We start from the raw sequence: 26,235 nt of genomic DNA, 5'->3' as shown, positions 1-26,235 counted from the left end.
ATTTAACTGTAAGTTAATAGATTCTTTAGGTCATGGGCATGGGGCATTGGGCATGAGGCATTGGGCATTGGATAATATTTTTGTCTCCCCTGCTCCCTTGCCTCCCCAATCGACCCGATCGCGTCCGTCCTTGTTCTAAGATTAAAAGACTCACCAAGCTAAAGAAAAATTACATTAAGTTAACAGGAAGCAGACAAATACAAATATGTCAACTGAACTACAGGTAGATTTGCAACAAGCAGTTGAACTTCGCCGCAACTTTGCAATTATTTCTCACCCGGACGCAGGGAAAACGACGCTGACAGAAAAATTACTATTATACGGAGGAGCTATTCACGAAGCTGGGGCGGTGAAGGCTCGACGGGCGCAGCGTAAAGCTACCTCTGACTGGATGGCAATGGAACAGCAACGGGGTATTTCCATTACATCCACAGTACTGCAATTTGCATACCGTAACTGTCAGGTAAATTTATTAGATACCCCCGGACACCAAGATTTTAGTGAAGATACTTATCGCACACTCGCCGCCGCCGATAATGCGGTGATGCTGATTGATGCGGCAAAAGGTTTGGAACCACAAACTCGCAAGTTATTTGAAGTTTGTAAGTTACGCGGTATTCCTATTTTTACCTTTGTGAATAAACTCGACCGTCCGGGGCGAGAACCTTTAGAATTATTGGACGAAATCGAGCAGGAATTGGGATTACAGACCTATGCGGTAAATTGGCCGATAGGAATGGGCGATCGCTTTAAAGGTGTATTTGACCGCGACAAACAACAAATTCACTTGTTTGAACGTAGCGCCCACGGTAGCCGCGAAGCTAGAGATACCATAGTCGATTTAGGCGATGCGAGAATTGAAGAACTCCTAGAACAGGATCTTTACTTCCAACTGAAAAACGACTTAGAACTGTTAGAAGGTGTCGGGCCGGAACTTGATTTAGATTTGGTACATCAAGGCAAAATGACACCAGTGTTCTTTGGTAGTGCTATGACTAACTTCGGGGTGGAGCTATTCTTAAATTCCTTCTTAGAATATGCTCTCAAACCAGGTAGTCACAATAGCAGCGTCGGTGAAGTTCCCCCTACCTACCCAGAGTTTTCTGGCTTTGTCTTCAAACTCCAAGCCAATATGGACCCGAAACACCGCGATCGCGTGGCGTTTATTCGCGTCTGTACGGGTCGGTTTGAAAAAGATATGACGGTGACTCACGCCCGCACTGGTAAAGTTGTCCGCCTGTCTCGCCCGCAAAAATTATTTGCCCAAGAACGGGAATCTATTGATGAAGCTTATCCTGGGGATGTGATCGGTTTAAATAATCCTGGTGTTTTTGCGATCGGGGATACAATTTACACCGGACAAAAGCTGGAATATGAAGGCATTCCCTACTTCTCCCCAGAATTGTTTGCTACCCTGAGAAACCCCAACCCTTCTAAATTTAAGCAATTTCAAAAAGGGATTTCGGAATTGCGGGAAGAAGGTGCAGTACAAATTATGTACTCCATCGATGAAGCCAAGCGCGACCCCATTTTAGCCGCTGTCGGTCAGTTGCAGTTTGAAGTTGTACAGTTTCGCTTACAAAATGAGTATGGGGTAGAAACCATCCTCGATTTGCTGCCCTACAGCGTCGCTCGTTGGGTAGAAGGTGGCTGGGAAGCTTTAAATAAGGTGGGACGTATATTTAATACCACCACCGTTAAAGACAGCATGGGACGCCCGGTATTGCTATTCCGCAACGAATGGAATTGTCAACAATTACAGGGAGACCATCCCGAATTGGCATTAAGTGCGATCGCTCCAGTTTACTCTGGTCAACAAGAGGAAAAGGGGCAGGGAGCAGGGTGACAAGGGGAAGATCAAGACTGAAGCTCAGACTCCGCCCCAGTCAAGCGCCCTGGCAAGGCGGGGCTTTTACGCAAAGGAAAGGGTTTGCTCCCTTCCCCCTACCTCTTCCGGTCAACAACCTGTAGAAAGTTAACACTGGATAATTCCGGATGTGATTTGCCACAGAGGGTATCTAAATTTAGGCGCTAAAGCGCTACCTTGGATTAATTAGAACAGATGGGAGTGCCAGAATTTCTATGCCTTCACATGCCGAATTGTCTTTGGAGGCTGGTTTAGTTGCTCTCAAGCAGGGGAATTATCAAACTGCGATCGCCCAGTTAGAGCCTGTTGCTAGTAGTCAAAAAAATACTACTGCTGGCTTGCAGGCTCAAGTTGGTTTAGTCATGGCTTATGCGCGCATGGGTCAAGTCTCCAAAGCGATCGCTCTTTGTCAAAATCTGCTTGATAGTCCTAATACCCAAGTGCAAGAGTGGGCAGAACGCGCTCTTGGACATTTAAAAAAACGCCAAAAACGTCAAAATACAGTTAAAAATTCTGCCAATGGACATGTTGCTGCCGATCGTGCCAATGTTAATGCAACTGGCGCATCACAGCAGACAGTTACAAAAGCCAATACTTCCTCTAGTAGCTCATCCGCCATTCCCGCAGGGAGTCTGAGAAATTCTCATATAGAAACTATCGGCGTCAATGGTTTAATTAACTCTGATTATCGCTCGCCAACTAAATCGTTCCAAATTTATTGGCGACATGCTCCGAGGGCAAAAGTTTGGCAACCCCTGCATAAACTGAATTTATTACCTTTAAAATTACTGGCAGCAGGTACCTTTATAGCCCTATTTTGGGTGATTAGGGAAATGCTCAAGCTGGCAATGGGTTTAACCAATCAAATCTTCATCAAGCTACCTTACTTACAGCCATTATCACTGTTCGACCGCAACCCGACTGTGCTTGTGCTTGCAGTGTTAGCGATCGCAATGGCATTGTCACCTTGGTTATTAGATTGGCTTTTAGGAAAATTTTATCAGCAGCGAGAGTTATCTAAAGAAGTTTTAAATGGCCATAGTCGCGAAACCATTCGCGTACTCCAGCGTGCTTGTCAACAACGCCGTTGGCAGTTTCCCAAACTGCGAATTTTGCCCATAGCCGCCCCCATTGCTTTCACTTACGGTAATCTCGCCCGTAATGCCAGAATTGTCGTCAGTCAAGGACTATTAGAGCAATTAGCAGATGATGAAATTGCCGTCATCTACGCCGCTCAGCTAGGGCAGATGATCCAGAAAGATTATGTTGTCATGTCTTTGATACTGCTGGTAACTCTGCCTGTTTACAGGTTATATCAGCTTTTCTGTGAGTGGGGCAATAAATTTTCTGGCTTCGGTCGCTGGCCAGCGATAATTTTAGCAAGTTTTACCTATGGCATTTGGTGTTTGCTCACGGGCCCAGCTTTGTGGTTATCCAAGTTGCGGGTTTATTATAGCGATCGCACAGCTTCCGAAATTACTGGCAATCCTAACGCCCTAATTCGCGCCTTACTCAAAATTACCATTGGTGTCGCTGGTGATATTGGCAAGCAAGAACAAACCAGTTGGCAGTTAGAAAGCTTGAATCTCTTAGCACCTGTGAGCTATCAACAAAGTATATCTTTGGGTAGTTTAGCAGGGCATATTCCTTTTACATCCCTGTTGATGTGGGATAATTTTAACCCCTATCGTCGTTGGTTTACTTTTAATAATAGTCACCCGTTAATTGGCGATCGCATTCAGCGCCTTTGCAAAATCGCCCGCCACTGGCATTTAGAAACCGAACTGCATCTGATCAGCGAACAAGCCTTACGTGGTAACTATCAACCTTTCCTATTACAAATAGCTCCTTGGCTGGGTATTCCTTTAGGTTTGTTGTTTGCTGGTTTAATTTGGCTGTTGTGGCAAATAGCATTTGCCATGAAGATTTTAAACCTGAAATGGATTTATGAAGATTGGTCATTCGTTACAGGTTGTTTACTCATCGGCTTTAGCATCGGCATAATTTTGCGGATGAACTCTTTGTTTCCCGACATCAAACCTGCTAATTTGCAAACCGACGATCGCCTACCTAACCTCTTAGCCAATCCATCTGCTATCCCCATCGATAGCATGAATGTGTGCCTTGCAGGTAAGCTGATCGGTCGTCCTGGTGTGGGTAACAGCCTCGGACAAGACTTAATGCTGCAATCTCACATTGGGTTAGTGAAATTGCATCATATTCCCGCCCTAGGACAATCAATCAATCCCCAAGATTTCATCGGCCGACAAATTACCGTTGTTGGTTGGTTCCGGCGCGGCGCAACCCCCTGGATTGATATCCAAACCTTACAAACCCAAAATGGCCAAATCATCAACAGCGCTCATCCAGTTTGGTCTACTGTCCTCGCAGTTGCAGCCCAAGCCTGGGGAGCTTTTATTTTTCTCAAGGGGTGAAGCAGACAAACAATTCAAAATTCAAAATCCAAAATTAAGAATTCTATTTGACTTTTGCCCCATACCCAATTTTGTAAAGAAACATTGCAAAATATTTCTGCAAGTGTTACATTTATTTACACAATCCTCCCTAATGACAATAACTCAGCAATCTAGCTTAGTTGTTCATCACTAACCCTTGCGCCAATATATCTATCTTTGTTATTCTCCCAACACAGCAGTAACCTAACCAGCCACTGGCTGGTTTTTGTTTCCAAATATCACCATGTTGAGAAATAAATGTAGTTTATGTTACAATTTGCTTGTGCAGTATGCCAGAAATGTCTGCGCTGAACTAGCTACGTAGAAAATACCATGATAATGTAAGGAATGGTGTTTTATTCTGCGAACAGGGGCACAGCAAAACAAGTTTACTAGATCGGGTAGTAAGCTATTAGATTTATAATTCTTAGAATTAAGGTGGTATGTAAGATTAGCGTTGTGCACGCTTTTGTATTAAGCAAGCTTGATCCCAACGAAAAATTGTATTGTATAGGTTGACAGTTTTGAGTAAAAAAATGGGTTATGGCACTTTTGCTAAATAGCATGTATTTTCAAGCCACAGCCAATTGATTGTTTTATCACCTTGCCATTTTCATTCAACTCTGGAGGTATAGTTCATGTCCGTTCGCCTATATATAGGCAATTTGCCAAAAGAAGAAATAGATCGTCAAGAACTACAAGCAGTTTTTGCAGCTGAAGGTGATGCAGTCACCACCAAACTCATCAAAGACCGCAAGACAGGCAAATGTCGTGGCTTCGGTTTTCTCACGGTGAATAATGACGAACAAGCCGATCAAATTATTGAAAAATATAACGGTCAGTTGTTCAAGGAAACTCCCATTAAGTTAGAGAAAGCATTACCTCGTAATAAGGGAGAAGAAGGTGACGAGCCAGCACCCAAGCCAGTACAAAATGCTGGTGGCGGTAACGCGGCTCCTGTTTCTCAAAAAGAAAACAACCGCCGTGATAAAGGTTCTAAAAAATCTCGGCGTGGTGGTAGCAGCAGCGGTGGACGTGAAACTACTACAACATCTGACTCTGATGCAATTCGTCCAGATCCCCGTTGGGCTTCTGAATTAGAAAAGCTCAAGCAGATGCTAGCTGCACAAACAACAAATTAATCTCTCAAATAGTGTAATTAAAAATTAAAAATCCCTATTTTTGTGATTTTTAATTTTTAATTGTCTATATGCAAGTTAAATTTGCATTAGCTTATCTGATGAGTTTTAAAGCGTTTACGTTTATTGCTTGTGTATGCATTGTTCTCTGGAGTCCACTTTTTGTTGAGACAGAGATAAGTTTTCTCGCAAAACTTGTTTCCCCGATTAACTAAAAAATGGATTCCTGGAAGCAATGTAAACTATTACCGCAGGGCGAAATTCAAAATTCAAAATTAAGACAGAGTAAGCGTTTTGTTGATGATGAATGGTCGGTTTATTGACGCCGTGCTGTACTAGGGGTGTTATTTAGCCCAATTCAGCAATAAATTAGGAAGGATTTTAGTAAGATTTACAATTAGCTAATAAATTGCTATAATATAAAGTTTTTAAAATTGCCATAGTACTAAAGTTATAAATCTTATAAATGCCCATAACTGACTGCAAGGTTGTTGATTATTAGCCACATATTCTGGTACAGAACCGAAAATCTTTAACCTTCACTATATTTTTTTTCTCTGTCCAGAGTAATAATGTTAAAATTTTCAGATACAAATATGTCCTTGGTTGGGCATATCCCTCAATAGAAGATTGTGAGGTAGGGGTTCGGAGTTAGCGATCGCCTTTTTGCTGTATTTTTAATTTTGATCAATCATCATCGACATGGCTGCGGTGCAGACAAGCTGACGAGCAGAATATATACTTAATTTCTCTAATTCTCCTGTTTCCTAGTTAAAATTAGTACTTATAAAATTTAATACCTGTTTCAGGGAAAATTTTGTGAAAATTCTTTTAATAGAAGATGACAAACAGATAACTTCATTGCTGGTTGAAGCATTTTCAACTCTCAATTACCAGATTGAGACCACCAACGATGGTCAGACTGGGTTAGAGTTGGTCAAAGCCTATGAATATGACCTGCTAATCTTGGATGTGATCCTCCCCAGACTCGACGGAATTAATCTCTGTCGGCAAATCAGGGTTGCAGGGTATGAAATGCCTATTCTCATGCTAACTGCCAACAAAGATATCAGCGCCCGCGTGATTGGATTAGAAGCGGGTGCTGATGATTATATTGTGAAGCCATTTGAGTTACCAGAGTTAATTGCCAGAATTCGCGCGTTAATGCGGCGTGGTAGGACAACGGTAGCCAAATTTTTAGTTTGGGAGAACTTACAGCTAGATCCGAATATTAAAGAAGTTACCTATGGGGGAAAACGGCTACACCTTACCCCGAAAGAATATGGTTTATTAGAACTTTTCCTGGAAAATCCCCGGCGGATATTTAGCAGAAGCGTTCTATTAGATAGAATTTGGTCGGCTGATGAATTTCCCGGCGAAGAAGCGGTGACAACCCATATTAAGGGTTTGCGCCAGAAGCTCAAAGCTGTAGGAATGAAGGTAGATTTAATCGAAACAGTTTATGGATTGGGTTATCGTCTTAAAGAAGAACAAAAAAAATCTGAGGTACAAACAAATGTAACTTCCGAAGCGCTACAGGATAATAGCCAAGCAGAAGCGAAGATTATGGCTGTAGTCGCCAAAATGCGGGAAGAGTTTCAAAAGAGTTTCTCAGAAAAGTATGAGTTATTGCAGCAAGCGATCGCTCAATTATCAACTAAAAGCCCAGATAAACGTATAATTAAACAAGCACAAGCAGAGGCGCATCGCCTAGCAGGTTCTTTGGGTTGTTATGGGTATGTAGAGGGTTCTAAGGTAGCGCGAGAAATTGAACAGTTGTTAGAAAACCACACCGATAAACCTCAAAGTACAGCTTTGCAGTTAACAGAGTTAGTTAAATTGCTGAAACAGACATTGCAGCAGCAGCCATCATCACCAGCTAGTGCTAGCAAAACCTCAATCACCTCAGCACGACTGTTGATTGTGGACGACGATACTACCCTAACTGAAAGAATTAAATTAGAAGCGGTATTTTGGGGTTTTCAAGTAGAGGTAGCAGCAGAGCCAAAAACAGCCAGGGCAAAGATAGCCTTAGATACCCCCGAAGTCATCTTACTAGATTTATCATTTCCTGACCAAGAGGAAAATGGTTTTACCCTACTGGCAGAAATCACCGAAAATCATCCAGAAATTCCCATTCTTGTCTTAACTAGCAGCAATCAACTACCTAACAGAGTAGAAGCTGCACGTTTAGGCGCACATAGCTTTTTAAACAAAACTATGTCTGCTGTTGAAGTACTCACCGCAGTCAACGTAGCGCTCAATCAACAAACTAGCACTGATGCCAAAGTTTTAGTAGTGGATGACGATCCTGTAATTCTACATCAAGTTACTACTTTGCTTGCGCCTTGGGGGCTACAGGTTACACCATTACAAGAATCGCAAAGATTTTGGGAAATTTTAGAATCGACTAAACCCGATTTACTGGTTTTGGATATTGAGATGCCAGATTTTAATGGTATAGACTTATGCCAAGTAATTCGGAATGACAGCTATTGGAACCATTTACCAATCTTATTTCTTTCCGCCCATTTTGAATCAGAAATATTATATAAAGTATACGCGGTGGGAGCCGATGACTATGTAAGAAAACCAATTGTTGAACCAGAATTAGTTGCCCGGATATTGAATCGGTTAGAAAGGACACATTTGTCTAAAAAATTATTACATCAATAATCAGCCTTAGTCTGTTTGATACTATGCCAGCAAAACGCATCTTAGTAATTGATGATGAAAAAAACCTCTGTACAGTAATTAAAGCTTGTTTAGAAAATATCGGGCGTTGGCAAGTACTTGTAGCGGAATCTGGTAGTGAAGGCTTAAATTTAGCCCAAACAGGAAATCCTGATGCCATTCTCTTAGATGTAATGATGCCAGATATAGATGGCTTAGCACTGTTTGATAAACTACAAGCTAATTTAGCTACTCAAAAAATTCCTGTGATTTTGTTAACAGCTAAAGTACAGACGGTAGATTTAAATAAATTTTCGCGGTTGGGAGTTGCAGGGGTGATTTCCAAACCATTTGACCCCTTGCGTTTATCAGATTTGGTTGCTACAACTCTGGGTTGGCAATTATCAACTTAGTCATTTTCATCTTTTGCTGCGTTGTAATTCTGACTGGGGTCTAAATTGCATAACTACTAATAAGGGCTGTTGAGTGTCAACAGCCCTGACGATGGATTGTGCAACTCTAGATATACTCAGGAATTTTTAGTTTCTAGCTGAGCAAAGCGGGTTTCTTGGTGGATTCAACCGCAGGCGCTACCGCAGGTTGTTCTAAACTTTGCTCTAAAGCCTCTACTAAAGACTTTGAGACGGACTTTTCTAAGATTTGGGCGTATAGTTCGCACAGCTGAGAAGCGACACCATCCCAACTAAACTTGTTAATCACCCGTTTTCTAGCTGCTTGACCTAATTCATCGCGCCACTGTGGATTCACGAGAATTCGGTCAATAGCATTTGTAAAGCCAGGTACATCCTGCGGTGGTGCTAATAAACCTGTTTTTTCCGGGACTACAGTAAACTGAAGTCCGCCAACATCGCTGGCTACTACTGGTGTACCGCTAGCCATTGCTTCAATTGCTACTAGTCCAAAGGGTTCATAGTGGCTGGGAACAACGCAAACATCAGCAGCGGCGTAGTAAGTGGGTAGAACTGTCTGGCACAGGCGACCGGGTAAGATGGTCATGTCATTCATACCTAGTTCGTTAATTATGCCTTCGATGCGATCGCGTTCGATACCGTCGCTGTTACCTGGAGTACTACCGCCACCGATAATCAACTGAAGTTTTTGCGACTCGCGCAACTGTGATGCACCTACAGCACGTACTACTGTTTCTATACCTTTGCGCGGGTCAAATCTGCCGACATACAAGACAACTTTCGCTGCGGGGTCGATACCTAATTTAGCCCGTGCTGCTTCCCTATCTACAGAGCCAAACTTTTGAATATCAGTACCACAGGGAATAATGTCAATATTACCTTTAGCAGAAACAAGCGATCGCATATGTTGCTTTTCTTGGGGACTCGTCGCCACAATTGTTTCGGCTGTCTCCAACACTTCTTTTTCTACGGCTAAGCGTTTAGTAGCAATTGCCGGAATTTTTTCTATGGTGTTGTATTTGACTGCTCCTAAAGAATGATAGGTATGAACTTGTTTGCTTCCTTGGATTTTCTTCAATTGCATTCCTACCCAACTTGATAGCCAGTAGTTGGTATGAATCAATTGATAGGTAATGTTATTTTCTTTTTGAAATTGCAAAAATCTTTCTATAAATTCTGGTAAATACTCAAACAGATTATCTCTGGGGACAAACTCTAAAGGCCCTGCGGGGAACCGAATGGTACGACAATTTTCACTATGCTGAACAATCTGCTGTTGATCTGCGCTTATTTGGCGGGTAAACATATCAACTTGCCAGCCCAAACGCCCCAGTGCTTCACCTACTTGACGAACGTAAACATTTTGTCCTCCAGCTTCTTCCTTACCAATTTCAATTGCTGGGTCACCGTGAACTGAAATTAAAGCAATGCGTTTTTCAAAGGTAGCGTTCATAGTTTGTTGTTGCTGATTGTAAAAAAGTTTCAGGCAAATTAAGCGAAAATTTGTGCCTAGCCCTTTTAGAGGAATCATTTAAGAACTTTAATTAAACTTTATTTTAATTTAATAGGTCAAATATATTTATGTATCTACTGCGGGGAATAAACTTTTTTCTAACTATTTACATTTGATTTGTTTATATATCTACCACTATGTTTTGATCTAATGCTTACGATAGATCGCCTGCGATTAAATATAAAATTTGAGAATATGCAGTTTGATAGATATTTTTATGCATCAATCATCAATATTTAATTATTGTTATTATCTAAGCGTATTTATGTACCTATGCATAAATACGTAATTACTCTGTCGCGATATCTATAAATAATTGTTAACAAAAGACAGGTTTGGAGTTAATTTTGTCACCAAAATGTTTGATGGATTGTAGTTACTTATACTTAATTTTTTTGCAAATTATTCTGTTACATTAGATACAGATTTTAGCGAAATCCGTGCTTAGTAACGAAGATTCATAGTTTACTTTGCTAATTATTAAGCAAATAGGAAAATCTAATACAATGCATAAAGTTAACTAATAAATTGCTATGAATAGAGAAAAGCTACAGTTTAAAGTTGAGTGAGAATGAAAAATTGACCATCTCTAGATTTGTGTCGTAATTTACTAGTAGTCTGTCCTAACAGTTCTCAGCGGTAGTTAGTCAGCACTGAGCTTGTTTACCACTCCCAGACTTAAGTCCTGACGAAAAAGTGCTTAAATGTGTTTGTAAGTTTTTAAATGTGGAGTTTAAATTTAAAGATCCGTCTTCTGTATTGCTCTGACAGTTAGCTGTAAGAAACATATTCTCGAAAGTCTTTATTTCAAGTATGATGCTGCCATTTTCCCAAACTCAATTTATCCAAAAGCGTGTCATAACATTAGCACCAGAGACATTAGTTGAGTTGGCAGTGCAAATGATGAGCCAGGAAAGCACAAGCTATGTCTTAGTATTAGAGCAACATCAAATCCTGGGGATTTTTACGGCACAGGAGTTAGTCAAAGCGATCGCATCAGGGATTAACTTGAGTGTGGCTACCCTAGCAGATGTCATGACTCATCAGGTTATCACCATTCAAGAATCAGAGCTAGGTGATATATATAGTGTTATTTACCTGCTACAAGCGCAAAAAATATCCTATCTGCCAGTTTTAGATGCTCAAGGGCAACTTTTAGGCGTAATTACAAATGACAGTATTCAACAAGCATTACCACAAGCAATAGAGCGTTACGAAGAGTTAGCACAAAGACAACAGCACCATCAAACTCAGACAGAAGCAGCTTTACGCGAAAGTGAAGAAAGATTACATCTGGCATTAGCAGCTTCAGGAGATGGACTGTGGGATTGGAATCTCGCCACTGGAGAAGTTTATCTCAGTGATCGCTGGTGTGAAATGCTAGGCTATGCTGCTGATGAGCTAACCCATGATTTAAGTACTTGGGAGAAATTGATTCATCCAGAAGATAAATCTTGGGTAATGAATATTTTGCAATCTCACCTCAAGGATAGTTCTGTTCCCTACACCTTTGAATATCAAATGCAAACCAAATCCGGTGAGTGGAAATGGATTGCTAACCACGGCAAAGTTGTCATGTGGGATAATCATGGTCAGCCATTACGCATCATCGGCATTCACCGAGATATCAGCAATCGCAAACGGGCAGAAAAAACCTTACAAGAGCGAGAAGCTTTTCTGCGCGCCATTGGCGATCGCATTCCCAAGGGCTACATCTACCAGTTTGTTCAAGAACTAGATGGTAGCATTCACTTCCACTATGTCAGCGCTGGCGTGGAGCAGACAAATAAATTGCAACCCGAAGCTATTTTAGCTGATTCAAGTTTGCTGTTTCGCAACATAGTTGCAGATGATGTTCCCTACATGCTCCAAAAGCAACAGGAGTCTGTGGAAACAATGTCAGTATTTGATGTGCAGCTCAGGGAGTATTCACCAGAGGGAGACATTCGTTGGGTGCGTGTCTGCTCAACTCCTCGCCGGATGGATAATGGGCGGATTTGTTGGGATGGTATCCGTTTGGATATTACTGAACTGAAAAATACCGAAGAAACTCTCCGCAAGAGTCAAGCTTTACTGACAGAAGCCCAAAAAGTTGCCCAAATTGGCAATTGGGAATTCGATCTAGTGACGCACAAAATTACTTGGACAGAAGAACTGTTCTATATCATGAATCGCGATCCAGGCAGAGGAGAACCTAGTTATGAGGAGAATTTACAATATTATCATCCAGAATCTGCCGCCAGATTGCATCAAGCCGTGGAACGCTCAATTACCACTGGGGAATCCTACAAACTCATCCTGCGGCGTAACACGCCACCTGATGCGCCTCCCCGCTACATTGAAGGTATTGGACATGCAGAAGTTAACACCAATGGGGAGGTAATTCGTCTTTATGGAACGGCGCAAGATGTTACAGAAAGGTTTCTAGCACAGCAAGCCTTGCAAGAACAAGAAAAGTTTTTACGCAGTATTTATAACGGTGTCGAACAATGTATTTTTGTCGTGGATATTCTCGAAAATGATGACTTTCGCTTTGCAGGGTTGAATCCACTGGCGGAAAAGCTATCAGGAATTAGTTCTGTAGATATCCAAGATAAAACTCCAGAAAATCTTTTTCCTCCAGAAATTGCACACTCAATTCACCAGCATTATCAAGCTTGTGTAGCCGCCAAAAAAACTATTACCTATGAAGAATGTTTGCCATTTCAAGGTAAAAATACTTGGTGGATTACTAGCTTGACTCCTTTGTTTAATGAGCAATCGCTTGTTTATCGCATTATTGGTAGCAGTATAGAAATTAGCGATCGCAAACAATTAGAATTAGCTTTACAAGCTTCCGAAATTCGCTTAAAAAATATACTCACCACCGCCAACGCCTCAATTGTCAGTTTTCGCGTCTTTGCTAATTCTGACTGGGAATATGAGTATCAGTCTATTGGTTGTGAGAGTTTGTTTGGCTATACCCCTGAGGAAATTATCTCTGACAAACACCTTTGGATGTCACAGGTATTTCCAGAGGATCGCGATACAGTGATTTATCCCCTATTTGCGGAAATTTTTGCCGAACGCACAACCACAGTAGAGTATCGGTTTCACCATAAAGACGGCTCTCTGCGTTGGATTTCAGCGACTTACACCTCCCATCGAGATGCAACGGCTGATTGCTGGATTGTTACCGGAGTCAGCATTGATGTTAGCGATCGCAAGCGCTTAGAGCTGGCTTTGCAAACTTCCGAAAAACGATTACAAAATATTCTGTCTACAGCTAGTGCTTCAATTTTTAGTTTTCGCATTTTTAGCAATCAAGAATGGGAATATGAGTATCAATCTCAGGCTTGCGAAGTCATCTTCGGTTATTCTCCAGAAGAACTGCTGGCTAACAAAATGCTGTGGCTTTCGAGGGTATTTCTCGAAGACCGAGAAAAAGTCATGTATTCTCGGTTTCTCCATACTATTATTGAAGGGAGTTGTACTATAGAGTATCGATTCCGCCACAAAGATAATTCTCTACGCTGGATTTCTACCACTTATTCTGCCTATCGTCACGAAGCCGATGATGGCTGGATTGTTATCGGTGTAAGCATTGATATTAGCGATCGCAAACGAGCTGAAGATGCAGTGCGTCAAAACGAAACTCTGCTGCGGACTCTCAGCGATTCTGCACCCATCGGTATTTTTAGAACTGATGCACAAGGAAAAAATATTTATACCAACCCCCGCTTTCAAGCAATTTGCGGATTAAGCTGGGAAGAATCTCTAGGCGATCGCTGGATGCAGTTTATTCACCCAGACGATTTAACCGAATTTTTATCGCAGTTACATGCATTAACTACAGCTAATCAGGAATTATCTACAGAAGTACGTTACATTCTCCGGGATGCAACCTGGCGATTTTTTCAGATTATCATCGTTCCTATTCTCGCTGACACTAATGAGCTAATGGGCTATGTCGGTACCATTGAAGATATTACTGAAAGTAGGGAAATTGAGAAAATCAAAAAAGAATTTATCTCTATTGTCAGCCATGAATTACGCACGCCTTTAGCTTCTATTCGTGGTGCTTTAGGATTGCTATCCTCTGGAGTTCTCAACGCGCAACCAGAAACGGCTCAACAAATGTTAGATATTGCTTACAATGACACGGAACGGTTAGTGCGGTTAGTCAATGATATTTTAGATTTAGAACATTTAGAATCAAACAAATTTAATTTGGTGAAGCAGTGGTGTGATACTGCAACAATTCTGCACCAATCTGTAGCAGCTGTCCAGCCTCTAGCTACAGAAAATCAAATTGCTTTAGTGATGTTACCCAGTTATGTGCAAATTTGGGTGGATTCAGATCGAATCATGCAAACCCTGGTTAACTTAATCGGTAATGCAATTAAATTTTCACCAGCTAATAGCACAGTAACAGCAACTGTAGAAGAGTTGAGCGATCGCGTTTTATTTAAAGTTCAAGACCAAGGTAGAGGTATTCCCGAAAGTATGTTAGAAAGTATTTTTGGGAGATTTCAACAAGTTGATGCCAGTGATTCCCGGCAAAAAGGAGGAACAGGCTTAGGCTTAGCTATCTGTCGCGGTATCGTCCAACAGCATGGGGGCGAAATTTGGGTAGAAAGTGTTTTAGGAAAAGGTAGTATTTTTTATTTTACCATTCCTAAATTTGATGAAAGATAAACTGATACCAATTTGAAAAAAGAATGCGACATCTGGTAGGGGTAAGGCATTGCCTTACCCTCTAGAATATATTGATGTGTCGCAAATATTATTTGAATTGGTATGAGAATTATTGATTAATTCCACAAATTTACTTCTTCTTCTGAATATAAGGCGACATCAATTGACTGAATTAAATAAAACCGCTGTTTAGATTCAAAGCAATTTAGCTTGCTTTGATATTTCAGTTTATTTTGGATATTTTTTAACCTCTGCCAAGCTGCACTAATTCTTTCTACAGCCTGTAATTCACTGATTTTACCTGTATTATATTGTTTACAAATATAAGCCTGGTGTCGAAAAAAGGCTTGTAAATAAGCCTGAAAAATTGCATTTTTTATATTTAAATCCTCATTTTCAGAATTGGAATAAGTTAGAAAATTTTGTGGTTCCATAATTACTATTTTTTTCTTGAAAGCTACTGATTTAAGTGGAGAATATTTAAATATTTATATATTTTGATATATCGCTAGTAAGTTGACATATTTGAACTTATAGACATGGAAAAATGGAAATTTAAGAAAATCAAAAAACAGATGTTTACATCAAAATTTTATGAGTGATTTATAAGAAGATTTTTGATTTTCTAAAAAGACGATTTAACTTATTTTCAAGTCACACCTGTGGCAGAGTTTCCTCGCTTTTATCAAGTTTCGTTAATTGCATAATCAAGCTGAAAAAACTTATTTCCAGCCCAAAATCCCTGCTACCTGTTCCGCAAGTTTTAAGGGGTCAAAAGGTTTATTAATCACACCGACAATTCCTAATTCATCATATTGATGATGCTTGGTCGGTTCGACTTTAGCAGTAATCAACATGACTGGAATACCTTGAGTGATAGGATTTTTTTTTAACTCTTGTAAGACAGTAAATCCATCTACATCTGGCATCATCACATCAAGCAAAATAGCATTCAGCTTTTCAGTTTGGGCTTTGATTAAACCTTCTCTACCAGATTCAGCCTTAACTACTGTCCAATCAGCTAAGTTTTCCAGACAAACCTGAATTACGGTGGCTAGAGATTTTTCATCATCTATTAAGAGAATACGCTTTTTGGACATAGAAGAGTTCCAATGTTGAGTATCTAAATACCATAAATATTTTTCGCTATACAGAAAGGAGGAACAATCGTCAGCCAAACTATGCCTTTATCTAGTGAGTAGGGTTCGGTTAATCACAGTTATTTGTTGAGGGGCAATGGTGGAGCCAAATTTTCTACATCTTCATCATCCTGTTGCCCGCATCTTCAATGTTTTTATCCGAAGCCTATTACTTGCTACCCTGTTTTTTCACTGTTTCCCAACTAACTGATAACTAACAGTAAATAACAATTATGAGGAAAATCTGAAGATTTTATTGAATTTGTGAATTTCCAGGATAAAGAATTTAGTGTCAAAATACTTAGCATCGACGTTTCAACGCCAATGGCTAATCCCAGTGCAACCAGTAGACTTTACCACCCTAACAGCTGCTTGTAGCGAAATCCGCACTCACTGGCTACCATCCCGGATGGAGCAGGTTTTTCAGCGCGATCGCTATACTATTTCTGTGGCATTACGTACCTTAAAACAGCGGGGTTGGCTAGAGATTTCTTGGCACCCCCAAGCCGCACGCATCTGCATTGGCGATCCACCACCGCGGACACCAGATACTTTTACTTTTAGCCAACAACTCATACATCAGTTGGGTGGTTTGGCTTTGATCGCCATTGAAGCGATCGCACCTTGGGAGCGGGTAATTGATTTACAATTTGCCCGTCGTCCGGGAGAAAGCCCTTTATATCACGTTTATGTGGAAGTTATGGGCAAATACAGCAACGTCATCCTCACGGATGCTAGTAATCTGATTATCACCGCCGCCCATCAAGTTAGTCAACAACAATCTAGCGTCCGTCCCATTCTCACGGGACAAGTTTACGAAACACCACCCAAACTTACAGGCCCAGTTCCCAGTGAGAACGAATCGCCACAACGTTGGCAAGAGCGAGTTAGTTTAGTACCAGGAGCGATTAAGCGTCAGTTACTTAAAAGTTATAGTGGCTTGAGTGCATCATTAGTAGATTCAATGGTGCGCTCGGCAAATTTAGCACCAGAAGCCAATACAGACAGCTTAACTGCACAAGATTGGCAAGAATTATTTGCCCAATGGCAAAAGTGGTTACAAGCTTTAAAGCAGGAACAGTTTCACCCCGCTTGGACAATTGATGGTTATACTGTCATCGGTTGGGGTGGAGTTAAACCCGCCAAAAATATCCAAGAATTACTCAACCGCTATTATAGCGATCGCCTCAACGAACAATTATTTGCTCAATTGCGCCATCAACTCAGTCAAAAGCTGAATAATATTTTGGCTAAATTACGGCTCAAAGCTAACACGTTTAGTGAACGCTTACAGCAATCAGATCGCGCTGATGAATATCGCCAAAAAGCAGATTTATTGATGGCGCATCTGCAAAATTGGGAAGCAGGGATGAAAGAAATTATTCTCCCAGATTTTGAGACAGGTGCACCAATTGCGATCGCTCTACAACCAGATAAAAATGCTGTCCAAAATGCTCAAGGCTTATATAAGCAACATCAAAAACTCAAACGGGCGCGGGCGGCGGTAGAACCCCTATTGGCGGAGGTGAATGGCGAAATTGAATATTTAGAACAGGTAGAAGACGCGATCGCCCAAATCGACAAATACCAGATACCAGAAGACTTACAAGCCCTAGAAGAAATCCGCGATGAACTAATTGGACAAAAGTATTTGGAAGATCCAGAATATCGCGATCGCAGTAACAATGAAACCAAGAGCAACTTTCATCGTTACCGCACCCCCAATGGTTTTGAAATTTTAATCGGCCGCAATAATCGCCAGAACGATCAATTAACTTTTCGAGTTGCGGGAGATTATGATTTATGGTTTCACGCTCAAGAAATTCCCGGTAGCCATGTATTGCTGCGCTTAGAACCTGGTACTGTTCCAGAAGAAACTGATTTACAATTTACCGCTAACTTAGCTGCTTACTACAGTCGCGCTCGCCAAAGTGACCAAGTACCAGTAGTCTATACACAGCCCAAGTATGTCTACAAACCTAAAGGAGCTAAACCAGGAATTGCTATTTACAAACAAGAACGCATTATTTGGGGTAAGCCAGGCAATAGTCAATAGTCAGTTGTCAGTTGTCAGAAACGCGATAATCCTTGTCTGTACAGTTGTCAATAAAAATGTACTAAATTCTGCTGACAGATAGAGGTAAGAAATTGGAAGGAGTATCTTTTTTTTGTAAATTTTTACTAAAAAACTGTGTTGACTGCTACAATATTGTTAAGAAAAGTTGCCCGTTATATTTTGGGAACGCGCAACTTGGTTTTAACTCTATTGAGAAGACAACGCGGAAAATATTTTTGAGACCAGCTGTGGGAGGCTGGTCATTTTTTTTAACTGATATTAAGTGTCAATATTTACTTACTGCCGATGATACTATTTTTATTAGTTGCTGTAGCGTCTGCTTACTGGGGTAGCTATCACACAATATTGCTATAACTACCGCATTACAACGGATACGGAATATAATTAACTTCTTAACAAGGCTGACTGCATCATCTACTATCAGTATTTTCCGCAGATTTTATCTAGGATCTCAGTTAAATCCGTTCAAGAGAATATATCGATTTTTCCTAAACGCTTTTCGCCCTACTAGATTTTACTGAAAAATTAGCTAAATGCTCAATAAATAAATACGCTTTATTAATTTATCTGCATATAAATACTGAATAAAATTCAATGCTTATACCTGAAAAACTCTTTTCCACTAAAAGCTTGATTCTATCTTTAGAGTCATTCCTAAAAAATATTTTTTCGGTTAAAAATATTGCTTTGCTCTACACATTTTTTAGCTTTATATGTCATCCTATACTTAAGAAACGGGCGAAATCAAGCTCTGTCTAAACTTTTTAATAGCAACAGACACATGAGGTGAGATGAAGCCTTGAGATTAAAAGATAAACAACGGTAATTTGGGGTAACAAAACAAACCCAGCCACAAAGGCTGGGTTTTACTTTAGAATCTCATTTTTATTTGACAACTGTAGGGGCGGGTTCACTGATATCCTCAAATATCTATGATAATCTCGCATAAACCCGCCCCTACTGACTACTGACTGTGGTTAAAAACTAAATGTAGTTCTTAAAGCACCAATGACAACATTATCATTGTTTTCGTTATGATCTGGTGCTGTCAGCCAAATCACTCCTGGCGTAATACTAATATTGTCGCTCAGCTTATACTGATAGAATGCCTCAATGTGATATGAGGTATTTTGGTCTTTAGGAAGTTGACCAATGCTGGAACTGGTAACTTTCGGTTCCATACCCAAGATAATACCCGCTAAGTTGCCTGGTTTGCCTAAGTCGGGGAAGCCAAGAGTAACAGCATAATTCCAGATATCAACATCGCCAGTATCAATTAATCCTTCAGCGGTGGATAAACTACGAGCGTTAGTGTATCCTACCCAACCACCGACGACAAATTTCTCGCTAATTGCAAAAGATGCTTGGATACCGTAGGAATTACTAGAAGTAGGGATGGGAGAAGCTTCGTCACTTCCGGTTAAACCTTGAACAACCCCACCTAAAAATGAGCTAACGTTGGCTCTGTTACTACCTGTAGCCAATTCCTGATTGTAGGCATTAATGTAAGTAAAGGCAACTTTTAAGCGATCGCTTGGTTTAAAGGTTAACTGCGCTAAAGCACCATACCCACCATTAAATAAACCATTCCCTGCACTAGGATCGTTATTGGAATTAGCCAAATATCCCAAACTCAGTGCCAATTGCTCGCTAAAATCATAATTGACGCCTAAACCTGCGCCATCCATTTGATAATAAATTGGGTTGCGTGTCCCAAAGGTAGATAAAGCACCAGATCCACCATCCCCATCAAACAGGTTGACTGTATCTGTAAGATCATCTGCTGCTCCAGCATTGGCAATAGCAATTACTTGGAGTTTTTCACCAACTGGGAATTGATAATATAATGCATCAACAAATGCTTCATTGGTACCGTCCCCAGCAAAGAATAAGTTACCTTCTGGTGTCCCAATGTTGGGGCTAATGATATTATTCATTTGGATTCTGGTGAATAATGTATCTTTGCCCGTGAAACTGGTGACTAATTCAACCCTTGCCCTTGCCCCAAGAGTAGTATTCTTGTCTGTAATTTCGCCACCGTTAACTTGACTACCAGATAAAACATCGCTGATAACGGTAACAACTTCTCCTTGCAGTTTAGTTGTAGTGGAAAATTGATTAGCTTCTAACTCCGCAGTTCTAGCCTCCAATCCATCCACTCGTCCCCGTAATGTTGCTAATTCTGCGGAGAAATTCTCTTGTAGTCTTTGGAGTGTAGCTAAATCTTCTTTGGTTACTAAGTCAGCTGTTGCAGTAGCAATCAGTTCGTTGACACGATTGAGACAAGCATTCAAACCAGCTGCAAACTCATATCTTGTCATGGCGCGATTACCGCGAAATGTCCCATTGGGATATCCTGCAATACAGCCGTAACGTTCTACCAACGATTGCAATGCTTGGAACGCCCAATCTGTAGGCTGCACATCTGACAGTTGAGATACTGAGGTAACTTGAGACATTACCTGTTGTTGCGTAGTATTCTCAGTTTCTTGTTCGGCATCAGCTGCAACAACTGTGTCACCAATTTCCCCAGCAATTGCTGCTGTGCTGAAAAACAGCATTGCACTACCAACTGCGGAACTAGTCAGCAGAGACTTCCATAATTTACGCATTTTTTTTCCTCACACCTTATTGATGTTAAATCTCTACACTACCCAGCTTTTAAACCGAACTTATTAAAAACTATTCTCAAATATATTATCAGGAGCCAAGCTTATTTTTGAATAAGACTCAGTCAGGAAATTATCATCAATTCAATAACTCACATTTAATGTCATGCCTGACCAGATAATTGCATGAGAATGAGAATTATTATAGTATGGGATTTAGAATCAATCTCATTGTCAAGAAAATTGTCAAAAATTTTTTTGCCGAAGACAGCACCAGACAGATCTGGAGGGGAAAAACTGTGGTTCGCACTTGTATAGAACCGAAACAAGGCAGAAAAAGAAGTAAAATACTGCCTGTAATTGCGCTGCTAATATTATCAATTGCTGGTTGTAACCAATCGCCCACAGAGCAACAAGCAGCATCCCAAGAACAACCATCGGTGAAAAAAACCAAAATAGTAACGACATTTTTACCGATTTATTGGTTTACAAAAGCAGTAGCTGGGGATGTAGCAGAAGTAGAAATTTTAGTACCACCTGGTACCGAGGTACACGAGTATCAAGCCAAACCAGAAAACGTCAGAGCGATCGCTACTGCCAATATACTGGTAAAAAACGGTTTAGGTTTAGAAGAATTTCTGGAAGAAACCGTCAAAAATGCCCAAAATCCCAAACTCACGGAAATCGATACCAGTAAAGGTATTAAACCTGTGAAAGAAATTTCACCAATTGTCAAAACTAGTAAAGAAGAAAAAGACCACGACCACGACCACGAACATGCTGGGGGTAATCCGCACATTTGGCTTGACCCTGTGATGGCTAAACAACAGGTAATAAATATTCGTGATGGATTGATAGCAGCCGATCCGCAAAATAAGGCTACTTATGAAGCTAATAGTGCAGCTTATATTCAACAATTAGACCAATTAAATAGTCAATTTCAGCAAACTTTGCAGAAATATCCTAACTGTACCTTTATTACCTTTCATGATGCCTATCCCTACTTAGCCCAACGTTATAACCTCAAGCAAGTAGCTGTGGTCGAAATTCCTGAGGATCAACTCTCACCCACAGATGTGCAAAATGCAGTCAATGCGGTGAAAAAATATCAAGTAAAAGCTTTGTTGACTGAACCAGGAACAGATAATAAATTGCTCAATAGTCTTTCCCAAGATTTGAAGTTAAATGTGCAAACATTAGATTCTTTGGAAAATGGTGAGCCAGATCCACAACATTATTTCCAGGCTATGAAAGCAAATTTGCAAACTCTGGAAGCAGCATGTAAGTAGTGAGGAATAGTCAATATTTCAGATGTCAGTTATTAATTGTGAAAATTTAATATGCAAAAAATTATAAAAATAATCTAACATAATTTTTATACTTGCTTAGTTGCTATTTAATCCAGACTTATCAAGCAACAACTTATGATGATAAATATCTTAAGGCAAGTCCAATATTTATCAAAATTACCAATAAAAAATAACGAATATAATCGAGTCAAAAATGAGTTTACCTATTTTAAAAGTAGAAGGATTGACCGTATATCAAGGCAGTTATCTAGCGTTGCGTGATGTTTCGTTTGAATTAATGTCAGGAACAGATACAGCTATAGTCGGGCCGAACGGCGCAGGTAAAAGTACCTTAGTCAAAGCTATTTTAGAACTAATTCCTTATAATAGCGGCACAGTAGAAATCTTTGGTCGCCAAATTAAAAGTTTAGGAAATTTACGTCATTTATTGGGTTATATGCCCCAAAATTTTATCTTCGATCGAAGTTTTCCAATTTCGGTCAGTGAATTAGTAGGGCTAGGATGGGAGAAAATTACCCAGAAAAAACGATCTAGAGGTTCTTTCTGGAAAAATTTGTGGAAAAAAGACCGAGAAAAAGCAGCAGCAGTAGAGCAAGCTTTAGTGCGATGTGATGCTTATCATTTAAGAAATCAAGCTATTGGTACTCTCAGCGGTGGTCAACTTAAGCGTGTGTTACTAGCTTACTGTTTGGTCATACCGCGCAAACTTTTGGTATTAGATGAAGCCTTTGCGGGTGTAGATATGCAAGGTGCAGCAGATTTTTATCTGTTATTAAACGAGTTAAAGCAGCAGGAAGGATGGACAATATTGCAGGTTTCCCATGATATTGATATGGTAAGTCACCATTGCGATCGCGTTCTCTGTCTCAACCAAACCGTTGTTTGTACTGGTAAACCAGAAATAGCGCTTTCACCACAGAATCTGTTAGCAACCTATGGGCCTGGTTTTAGTCGCTACCAACATCATCATTAAGCAATTCAAAACTTGTACTGAGAGCTTCGTGAAGTATTCAAAAATAAATTACCTAAATATAGCTAGGAGACTTTAACGGGTTGTAACGTACCTTATGCCAGTGCAAATTTTAATTTATTTTGGTTGTGCTAGTGAATTTAAGAGAAAATTATCTAACAATTTGTGATAAATAAAAGGCTAATCAGTTAAAAAGCTTACAAATGAATTTATTTACTGATTGGCAGATAACTGGGCTAGCTGTCGCCAATATTCAGGACTTTGTGCGGTTGTTACAATTTCCTTTTATGCAGCGTGCGATCGCTGGTGCTGTATTAATGGGAATACTTGGCGGTTTGTTAGGCTGTTTTGTCACCTTACGCCAATTATCTTTTTTTAGCCATGCTGTAGGTCATGCAGCCTTAGTTGGTGTGGCGTTAGGCGTACTACTACAGTTAAATCCTACATGGATGTTGCTGCCATTTAGCTTAGTGTTTGGTGTAATTGTCCTTTACTTGATTGACAAAACAGATTTAGCCAGTGATAGCGTCTTGAGTATAGTACTCTCCGGAGCCTTAGCGATCGGCGTGATTCTTGCCAGCCTCATCAAAGGTTATCGCGGTAACTTGATGGGAGTACTGTTTGGGGATATTCTCGCCATTGACAACACAGATTTAATCTTGACGCTGCTAGTGTTGATAGGTAGTAGTCTATTCTTGCTATCAACCCTAAGACAACAAATTTTATTGACCCTCAATGCAGATGTAGCGCAAGTACAAGGTATTCCCGTCCAGTTGTATCGCTATGGGTTTGTAGTACTGTTGTCACTTGCTGTAGCTGTGGCCATTAAGGCTGTCGGCGTTTTATTAGTCAATGCCTTTTTAGTCATTCCCGCTTCCACTGCCAAATTAATTAGTCACCATTTTACCCGGTTTCTAGTTTTATCAGTGATTATCGGTTCTAGCAGCAGTTTTGTAGGCATGATGGTTTCAGGTATGTTTAACTTAGCCTCTGGCCCCAGTATCGTTTTGGTTCAGTTTCTCGTCTTTGTAGCTGTGTTCATCTGGATCAAGTTGACAATGAAAGCAGCATAAAACTTTTTTCCATCAAGCTCTTGCATAATGGTAATAAGTTTGCTAAATTTATTAATCGTGGCTCAAATAAAAAACAAGCCGGGATAGCTCAGTCGGTAGAGCAGAGGACTGAAAATCCTCGTGTCACCAGTTCAAGTCTGGTTCCTGGCATTATCCTCAAAACCCCTGGTAGTTAACGCTCCCAGGGGTTTACTGTTTCTCCAAAAACCCCATTTCAGCCATTTACGGTGGTGTAAATCTGGTGTAGGAAGATTCTGTGTTGGCTATTTTTGGACATGGTTGGCAAAATTTTGGGGGTAAATTGGGGGTAAATCTGGGCGTGCTAATCCAGGCAATTTTAGGAGTTCCCGATGGCGAACCAAACCCCCAAAAGCAAATCCTCTAAAGGAACTGTCCAAATAAAAACCTCGAACGATCGCCTGCAACTTGTCTTCCGTTACGCAGGCAAACGCTACTATCTCTCAACGGGTTTTACAGATACCAAAGCTAACCGCAAGCTAGCTGAAATGAAGGCTAGGCAAATCGAGTTAGATATTTTATCTGCAAATTTCGACCCAACTTTAGCCAAGTACAAGCCCGAATCCTCACAGCCTTTGGTGAAAACATCTACTAAACCAGTTGTAGCAGCATCCTTAGTAGACTTGTGGGACGGCTATATCAACTTCAAGCGTGGCAGTTTATCCCCCAGTACCTTGGCGAAGGATGTCAAAAGAGTCTCTCGCTGCATCAATATTAATCTCCCTGTGAAGTCGGTTGCGGATGCGATCGCAATTCGGGATTGGTTAATTGCTAATAAAACTCCAAATTCCTGCAAACGGATTTTGACCCAAATATCTGCTTGTTGCGATTGGGCTGTGAAGTCTGGGTTAATCAAAGAAAACCCATTTGAGGATATGGCAGGTGATATCAAGATTCCCAAAGGTGAAAGGGAAGATACGGATATTAATGCATTTACTCAAGAAGAACGCGATCGCATTATTCAAGCATTCAAGGAAAGTCGTTACTACAAATATTACGCCTCATTAATTGAATTTTTGTTTATGACAGGTTGTAGACCATCTGAAGCTGTTGCTTTGGAATGGAAGCACATTTCTTTGGACTTTAGTAGTATCCGTTTTGAACAAGCTGTGGTGGTGTCGGAGTCTGGGTTAGTTTGCAAAAGAGGTTTGAAAACTCAGAAGAAGCGGAGTTTTCCGATCAACACTCGTCTGGCAACCCTACTGAAATCGATTAAACCTGTGACTATTTCTGATGATGCAAAAGTGTTTCCTTCAAAAGAAGGAATGTGGATTGATGTTCACAATTTGACGAATCGAGGTTGGAAAGCAACTCTGACCAAGCTAGATGGAATTGAATACCGCAAGCTTTATCAGACTCGACATACCTTTATTACCCTGGCATTGAAGAGTGGGATGGACGTGAAGGATGTAGCGAAATTAGTGGGTAACTCACCAGAGGTGATTTATCGTCATTATGTGGGGCATAGTCGAGAGATTGTTGTGCCTGATTTTTGAATTGATGGCAATCACTGATTGAAGACCACACTCATCAAATATTTCAGTGGTTGCTCTGTCCCCAACGGAACAATTTTCAATTACGTCCGCAATTGCGAATTGCGAATAGGTTTCATTTCTCACCCCTTCGTTTACTACCTTTTTGATTACTGGCTAAACCAGCATGATATAAATCGATCGCCCGATGGTGAGCGGTGGGATCGTGACGATTATGCAACCAATCTTGGATCAATTCTAGGTTGTAAAGAATACAGCGACTATTCACTCGTACCCAATGGGTGCCCTCAATCCATGTTCCATCAAGTCGATATTTTTTCAGGGTGGCGAAGCTGAGACAAAGACGCTGCGAAGCCAGCTGTTTATTGGCAAACTGAAACATGGTTGAAAATTCCTAAATACTACAGCTAGGTAGTTTGCACCCAATTTGTGAAATGACTATTTCTCATTTTTCAAACAATTTTGAGCGAGATGTTCGTTGGCTCCTGCAAGTCGCGAGGACTTATGCGATCGCTTCCAAACGATACTCTGTGCATCATCCTTTGGGAGCATCGCTAATCCGAACAAAATATCATCTCGCGACAATTTTTACTAGCCTAACTTTCTCTGGTTTTAACACCACAAAAACCAAAGAAATATTGACTCCAAATAAAATAAACTTGCCCCAATTTACCGAGAAAATGACCAAATAAACCTCGTCCATTTTGAGAACTGGAGTTTCCCAAGAAAATATATTACTGTAAATAAATGGGTGTAGTGGAGAATGAAGCAGGGATGCTCAAAGTAGAAT

Annotated in this window: 17 protein-coding genes and 1 tRNA gene; 13 read left to right on the top strand and 5 right to left on the bottom strand. The window is 40.5% G+C overall.

What is annotated here, in order from left to right:
- Positions 1-205 precede the first annotated feature (205 nt).
- From prfC to H6G41_RS29530, 5 genes are all read left to right on the top strand, one after another.
- On the top strand, positions 206-1,846 hold the full coding sequence (prfC, locus tag H6G41_RS29550; protein WP_190751301.1) for a peptide chain release factor 3: 1,641 nt from the start codon (positions 206-208) through the stop codon (positions 1,844-1,846).
- Between the two features lie 236 nt (positions 1,847-2,082).
- The gene (locus H6G41_RS29545) at positions 2,083-4,302 is read left to right on the top strand and encodes a zinc metalloprotease HtpX (RefSeq protein ID WP_190751299.1); all 2,220 of its coding nucleotides are present in this window, start codon (positions 2,083-2,085) and stop codon (positions 4,300-4,302) included.
- Positions 4,303-4,961: 659 nt separating this feature from the next.
- Positions 4,962-5,465 (top strand): RNA-binding protein, encoded by a 504-nt coding sequence (locus H6G41_RS29540; protein WP_190751297.1) that lies wholly within the window; start codon positions 4,962-4,964, stop codon positions 5,463-5,465.
- An 816-nt stretch (positions 5,466-6,281) separates the two neighbouring features.
- Complete coding sequence (locus H6G41_RS29535) at positions 6,282-8,138, top strand: response regulator (RefSeq protein WP_190751295.1); 1,857 nt, start codon at positions 6,282-6,284, stop codon at positions 8,136-8,138.
- 23 nt (positions 8,139-8,161) lie between these two features.
- The gene (locus H6G41_RS29530) at positions 8,162-8,548 is read left to right on the top strand and encodes a response regulator (protein ID WP_190751293.1); all 387 of its coding nucleotides are present in this window, start codon (positions 8,162-8,164) and stop codon (positions 8,546-8,548) included.
- Between the two features lie 133 nt (positions 8,549-8,681).
- Here the strand turns inward: H6G41_RS29530 and H6G41_RS29525 are convergent, their stop codons facing one another.
- A complete protein-coding gene (locus tag H6G41_RS29525; RefSeq protein ID WP_190751291.1) occupies positions 8,682-10,019 on the bottom strand; it encodes a glycosyltransferase family 1 protein in 1,338 nt (445 codons plus the stop codon).
- An 873-nt stretch (positions 10,020-10,892) separates the two neighbouring features.
- On the opposite strand from H6G41_RS29525, the gene H6G41_RS29520 reads away from it, so the two are divergent.
- Positions 10,893-14,756 carry a PAS domain-containing protein gene (locus H6G41_RS29520; protein ID WP_242038104.1) on the top strand — a complete coding sequence of 1,288 codons (3,864 nt, stop codon included), beginning with the start codon at positions 10,893-10,895 and terminating at the stop codon, positions 14,754-14,756.
- Positions 14,757-14,872: 116 nt separating this feature from the next.
- Here the strand turns inward: H6G41_RS29520 and H6G41_RS29515 are convergent, their stop codons facing one another.
- Positions 14,873-15,190: a hypothetical protein gene (locus H6G41_RS29515; RefSeq protein ID WP_190751290.1), complete on the bottom strand. Its 318-nt coding sequence runs from the start codon at positions 15,188-15,190 to the stop codon at positions 14,873-14,875.
- 288 nt (positions 15,191-15,478) lie between these two features.
- Positions 15,479-15,856, bottom strand: coding sequence for a response regulator (locus H6G41_RS29510; RefSeq protein ID WP_190751288.1), 378 nt, complete (start codon positions 15,854-15,856; stop codon positions 15,479-15,481).
- 376 nt (positions 15,857-16,232) lie between these two features.
- On the opposite strand from H6G41_RS29510, the gene H6G41_RS29505 reads away from it, so the two are divergent.
- On the top strand, positions 16,233-17,951 hold the full coding sequence (locus H6G41_RS29505; RefSeq protein ID WP_190751309.1) for an NFACT family protein: 1,719 nt from the start codon (positions 16,233-16,235) through the stop codon (positions 17,949-17,951).
- 998 nt (positions 17,952-18,949) lie between these two features.
- Here H6G41_RS29505 and H6G41_RS29500 read toward each other — a convergent pair.
- The gene (locus tag H6G41_RS29500; RefSeq protein ID WP_190751286.1) at positions 18,950-20,584 is read right to left on the bottom strand and encodes an iron uptake porin; all 1,635 of its coding nucleotides are present in this window, start codon (positions 20,582-20,584) and stop codon (positions 18,950-18,952) included.
- A 296-nt stretch (positions 20,585-20,880) separates the two neighbouring features.
- On the opposite strand from H6G41_RS29500, the gene H6G41_RS29495 reads away from it, so the two are divergent.
- The 6 genes from H6G41_RS29495 (at position 20,881) to H6G41_RS29475 (ending at position 25,448) form a co-directional block, all read left to right on the top strand.
- Entirely contained in the window at positions 20,881-21,870 is a 990-nt protein-coding gene (locus H6G41_RS29495) for a metal ABC transporter substrate-binding protein (protein ID WP_308796663.1), read from the top strand.
- A gap of 214 nt (positions 21,871-22,084) precedes the next feature.
- The gene (locus H6G41_RS29490) at positions 22,085-22,864 is read left to right on the top strand and encodes a metal ABC transporter ATP-binding protein (protein ID WP_190751282.1); all 780 of its coding nucleotides are present in this window, start codon (positions 22,085-22,087) and stop codon (positions 22,862-22,864) included.
- Positions 22,865-23,064: 200 nt separating this feature from the next.
- Entirely contained in the window at positions 23,065-23,934 is an 870-nt protein-coding gene (locus tag H6G41_RS29485) for a metal ABC transporter permease (RefSeq protein ID WP_190751280.1), read from the top strand.
- 77 nt (positions 23,935-24,011) lie between these two features.
- Positions 24,012-24,084, top strand: a tRNA-Phe gene (locus tag H6G41_RS29480).
- Between the two features lie 106 nt (positions 24,085-24,190).
- Positions 24,191-24,319: a hypothetical protein gene (locus H6G41_RS35905; RefSeq protein ID WP_277878212.1), complete on the top strand. Its 129-nt coding sequence runs from the start codon at positions 24,191-24,193 to the stop codon at positions 24,317-24,319.
- Positions 24,285-25,448, top strand: a complete 1,164-nt coding sequence (locus H6G41_RS29475) for a site-specific integrase (RefSeq protein WP_190751278.1) — start codon at positions 24,285-24,287, stop codon at positions 25,446-25,448. Before H6G41_RS35905 ends, H6G41_RS29475 begins: the two co-directional genes overlap by 35 nt.
- Before the next feature lie 112 nt (positions 25,449-25,560).
- Here H6G41_RS29475 and H6G41_RS29470 read toward each other — a convergent pair whose 3' ends face one another.
- Positions 25,561-25,827: a hypothetical protein gene (locus H6G41_RS29470; RefSeq protein WP_190751276.1), complete on the bottom strand. Its 267-nt coding sequence runs from the start codon at positions 25,825-25,827 to the stop codon at positions 25,561-25,563.
- Positions 25,828-26,235: the final 408 nt, after the last annotated feature.

The sequence above is a fragment of the Tolypothrix sp. FACHB-123 genome, from assembly GCF_014697075.1.
Classification (GTDB): domain Bacteria; phylum Cyanobacteriota; class Cyanobacteriia; order Cyanobacteriales; family Nostocaceae; genus Aulosira.
Note: the sequence above shows the minus strand (reverse complement) of the source record. Positions and strands in the feature narration are given on the sequence as shown.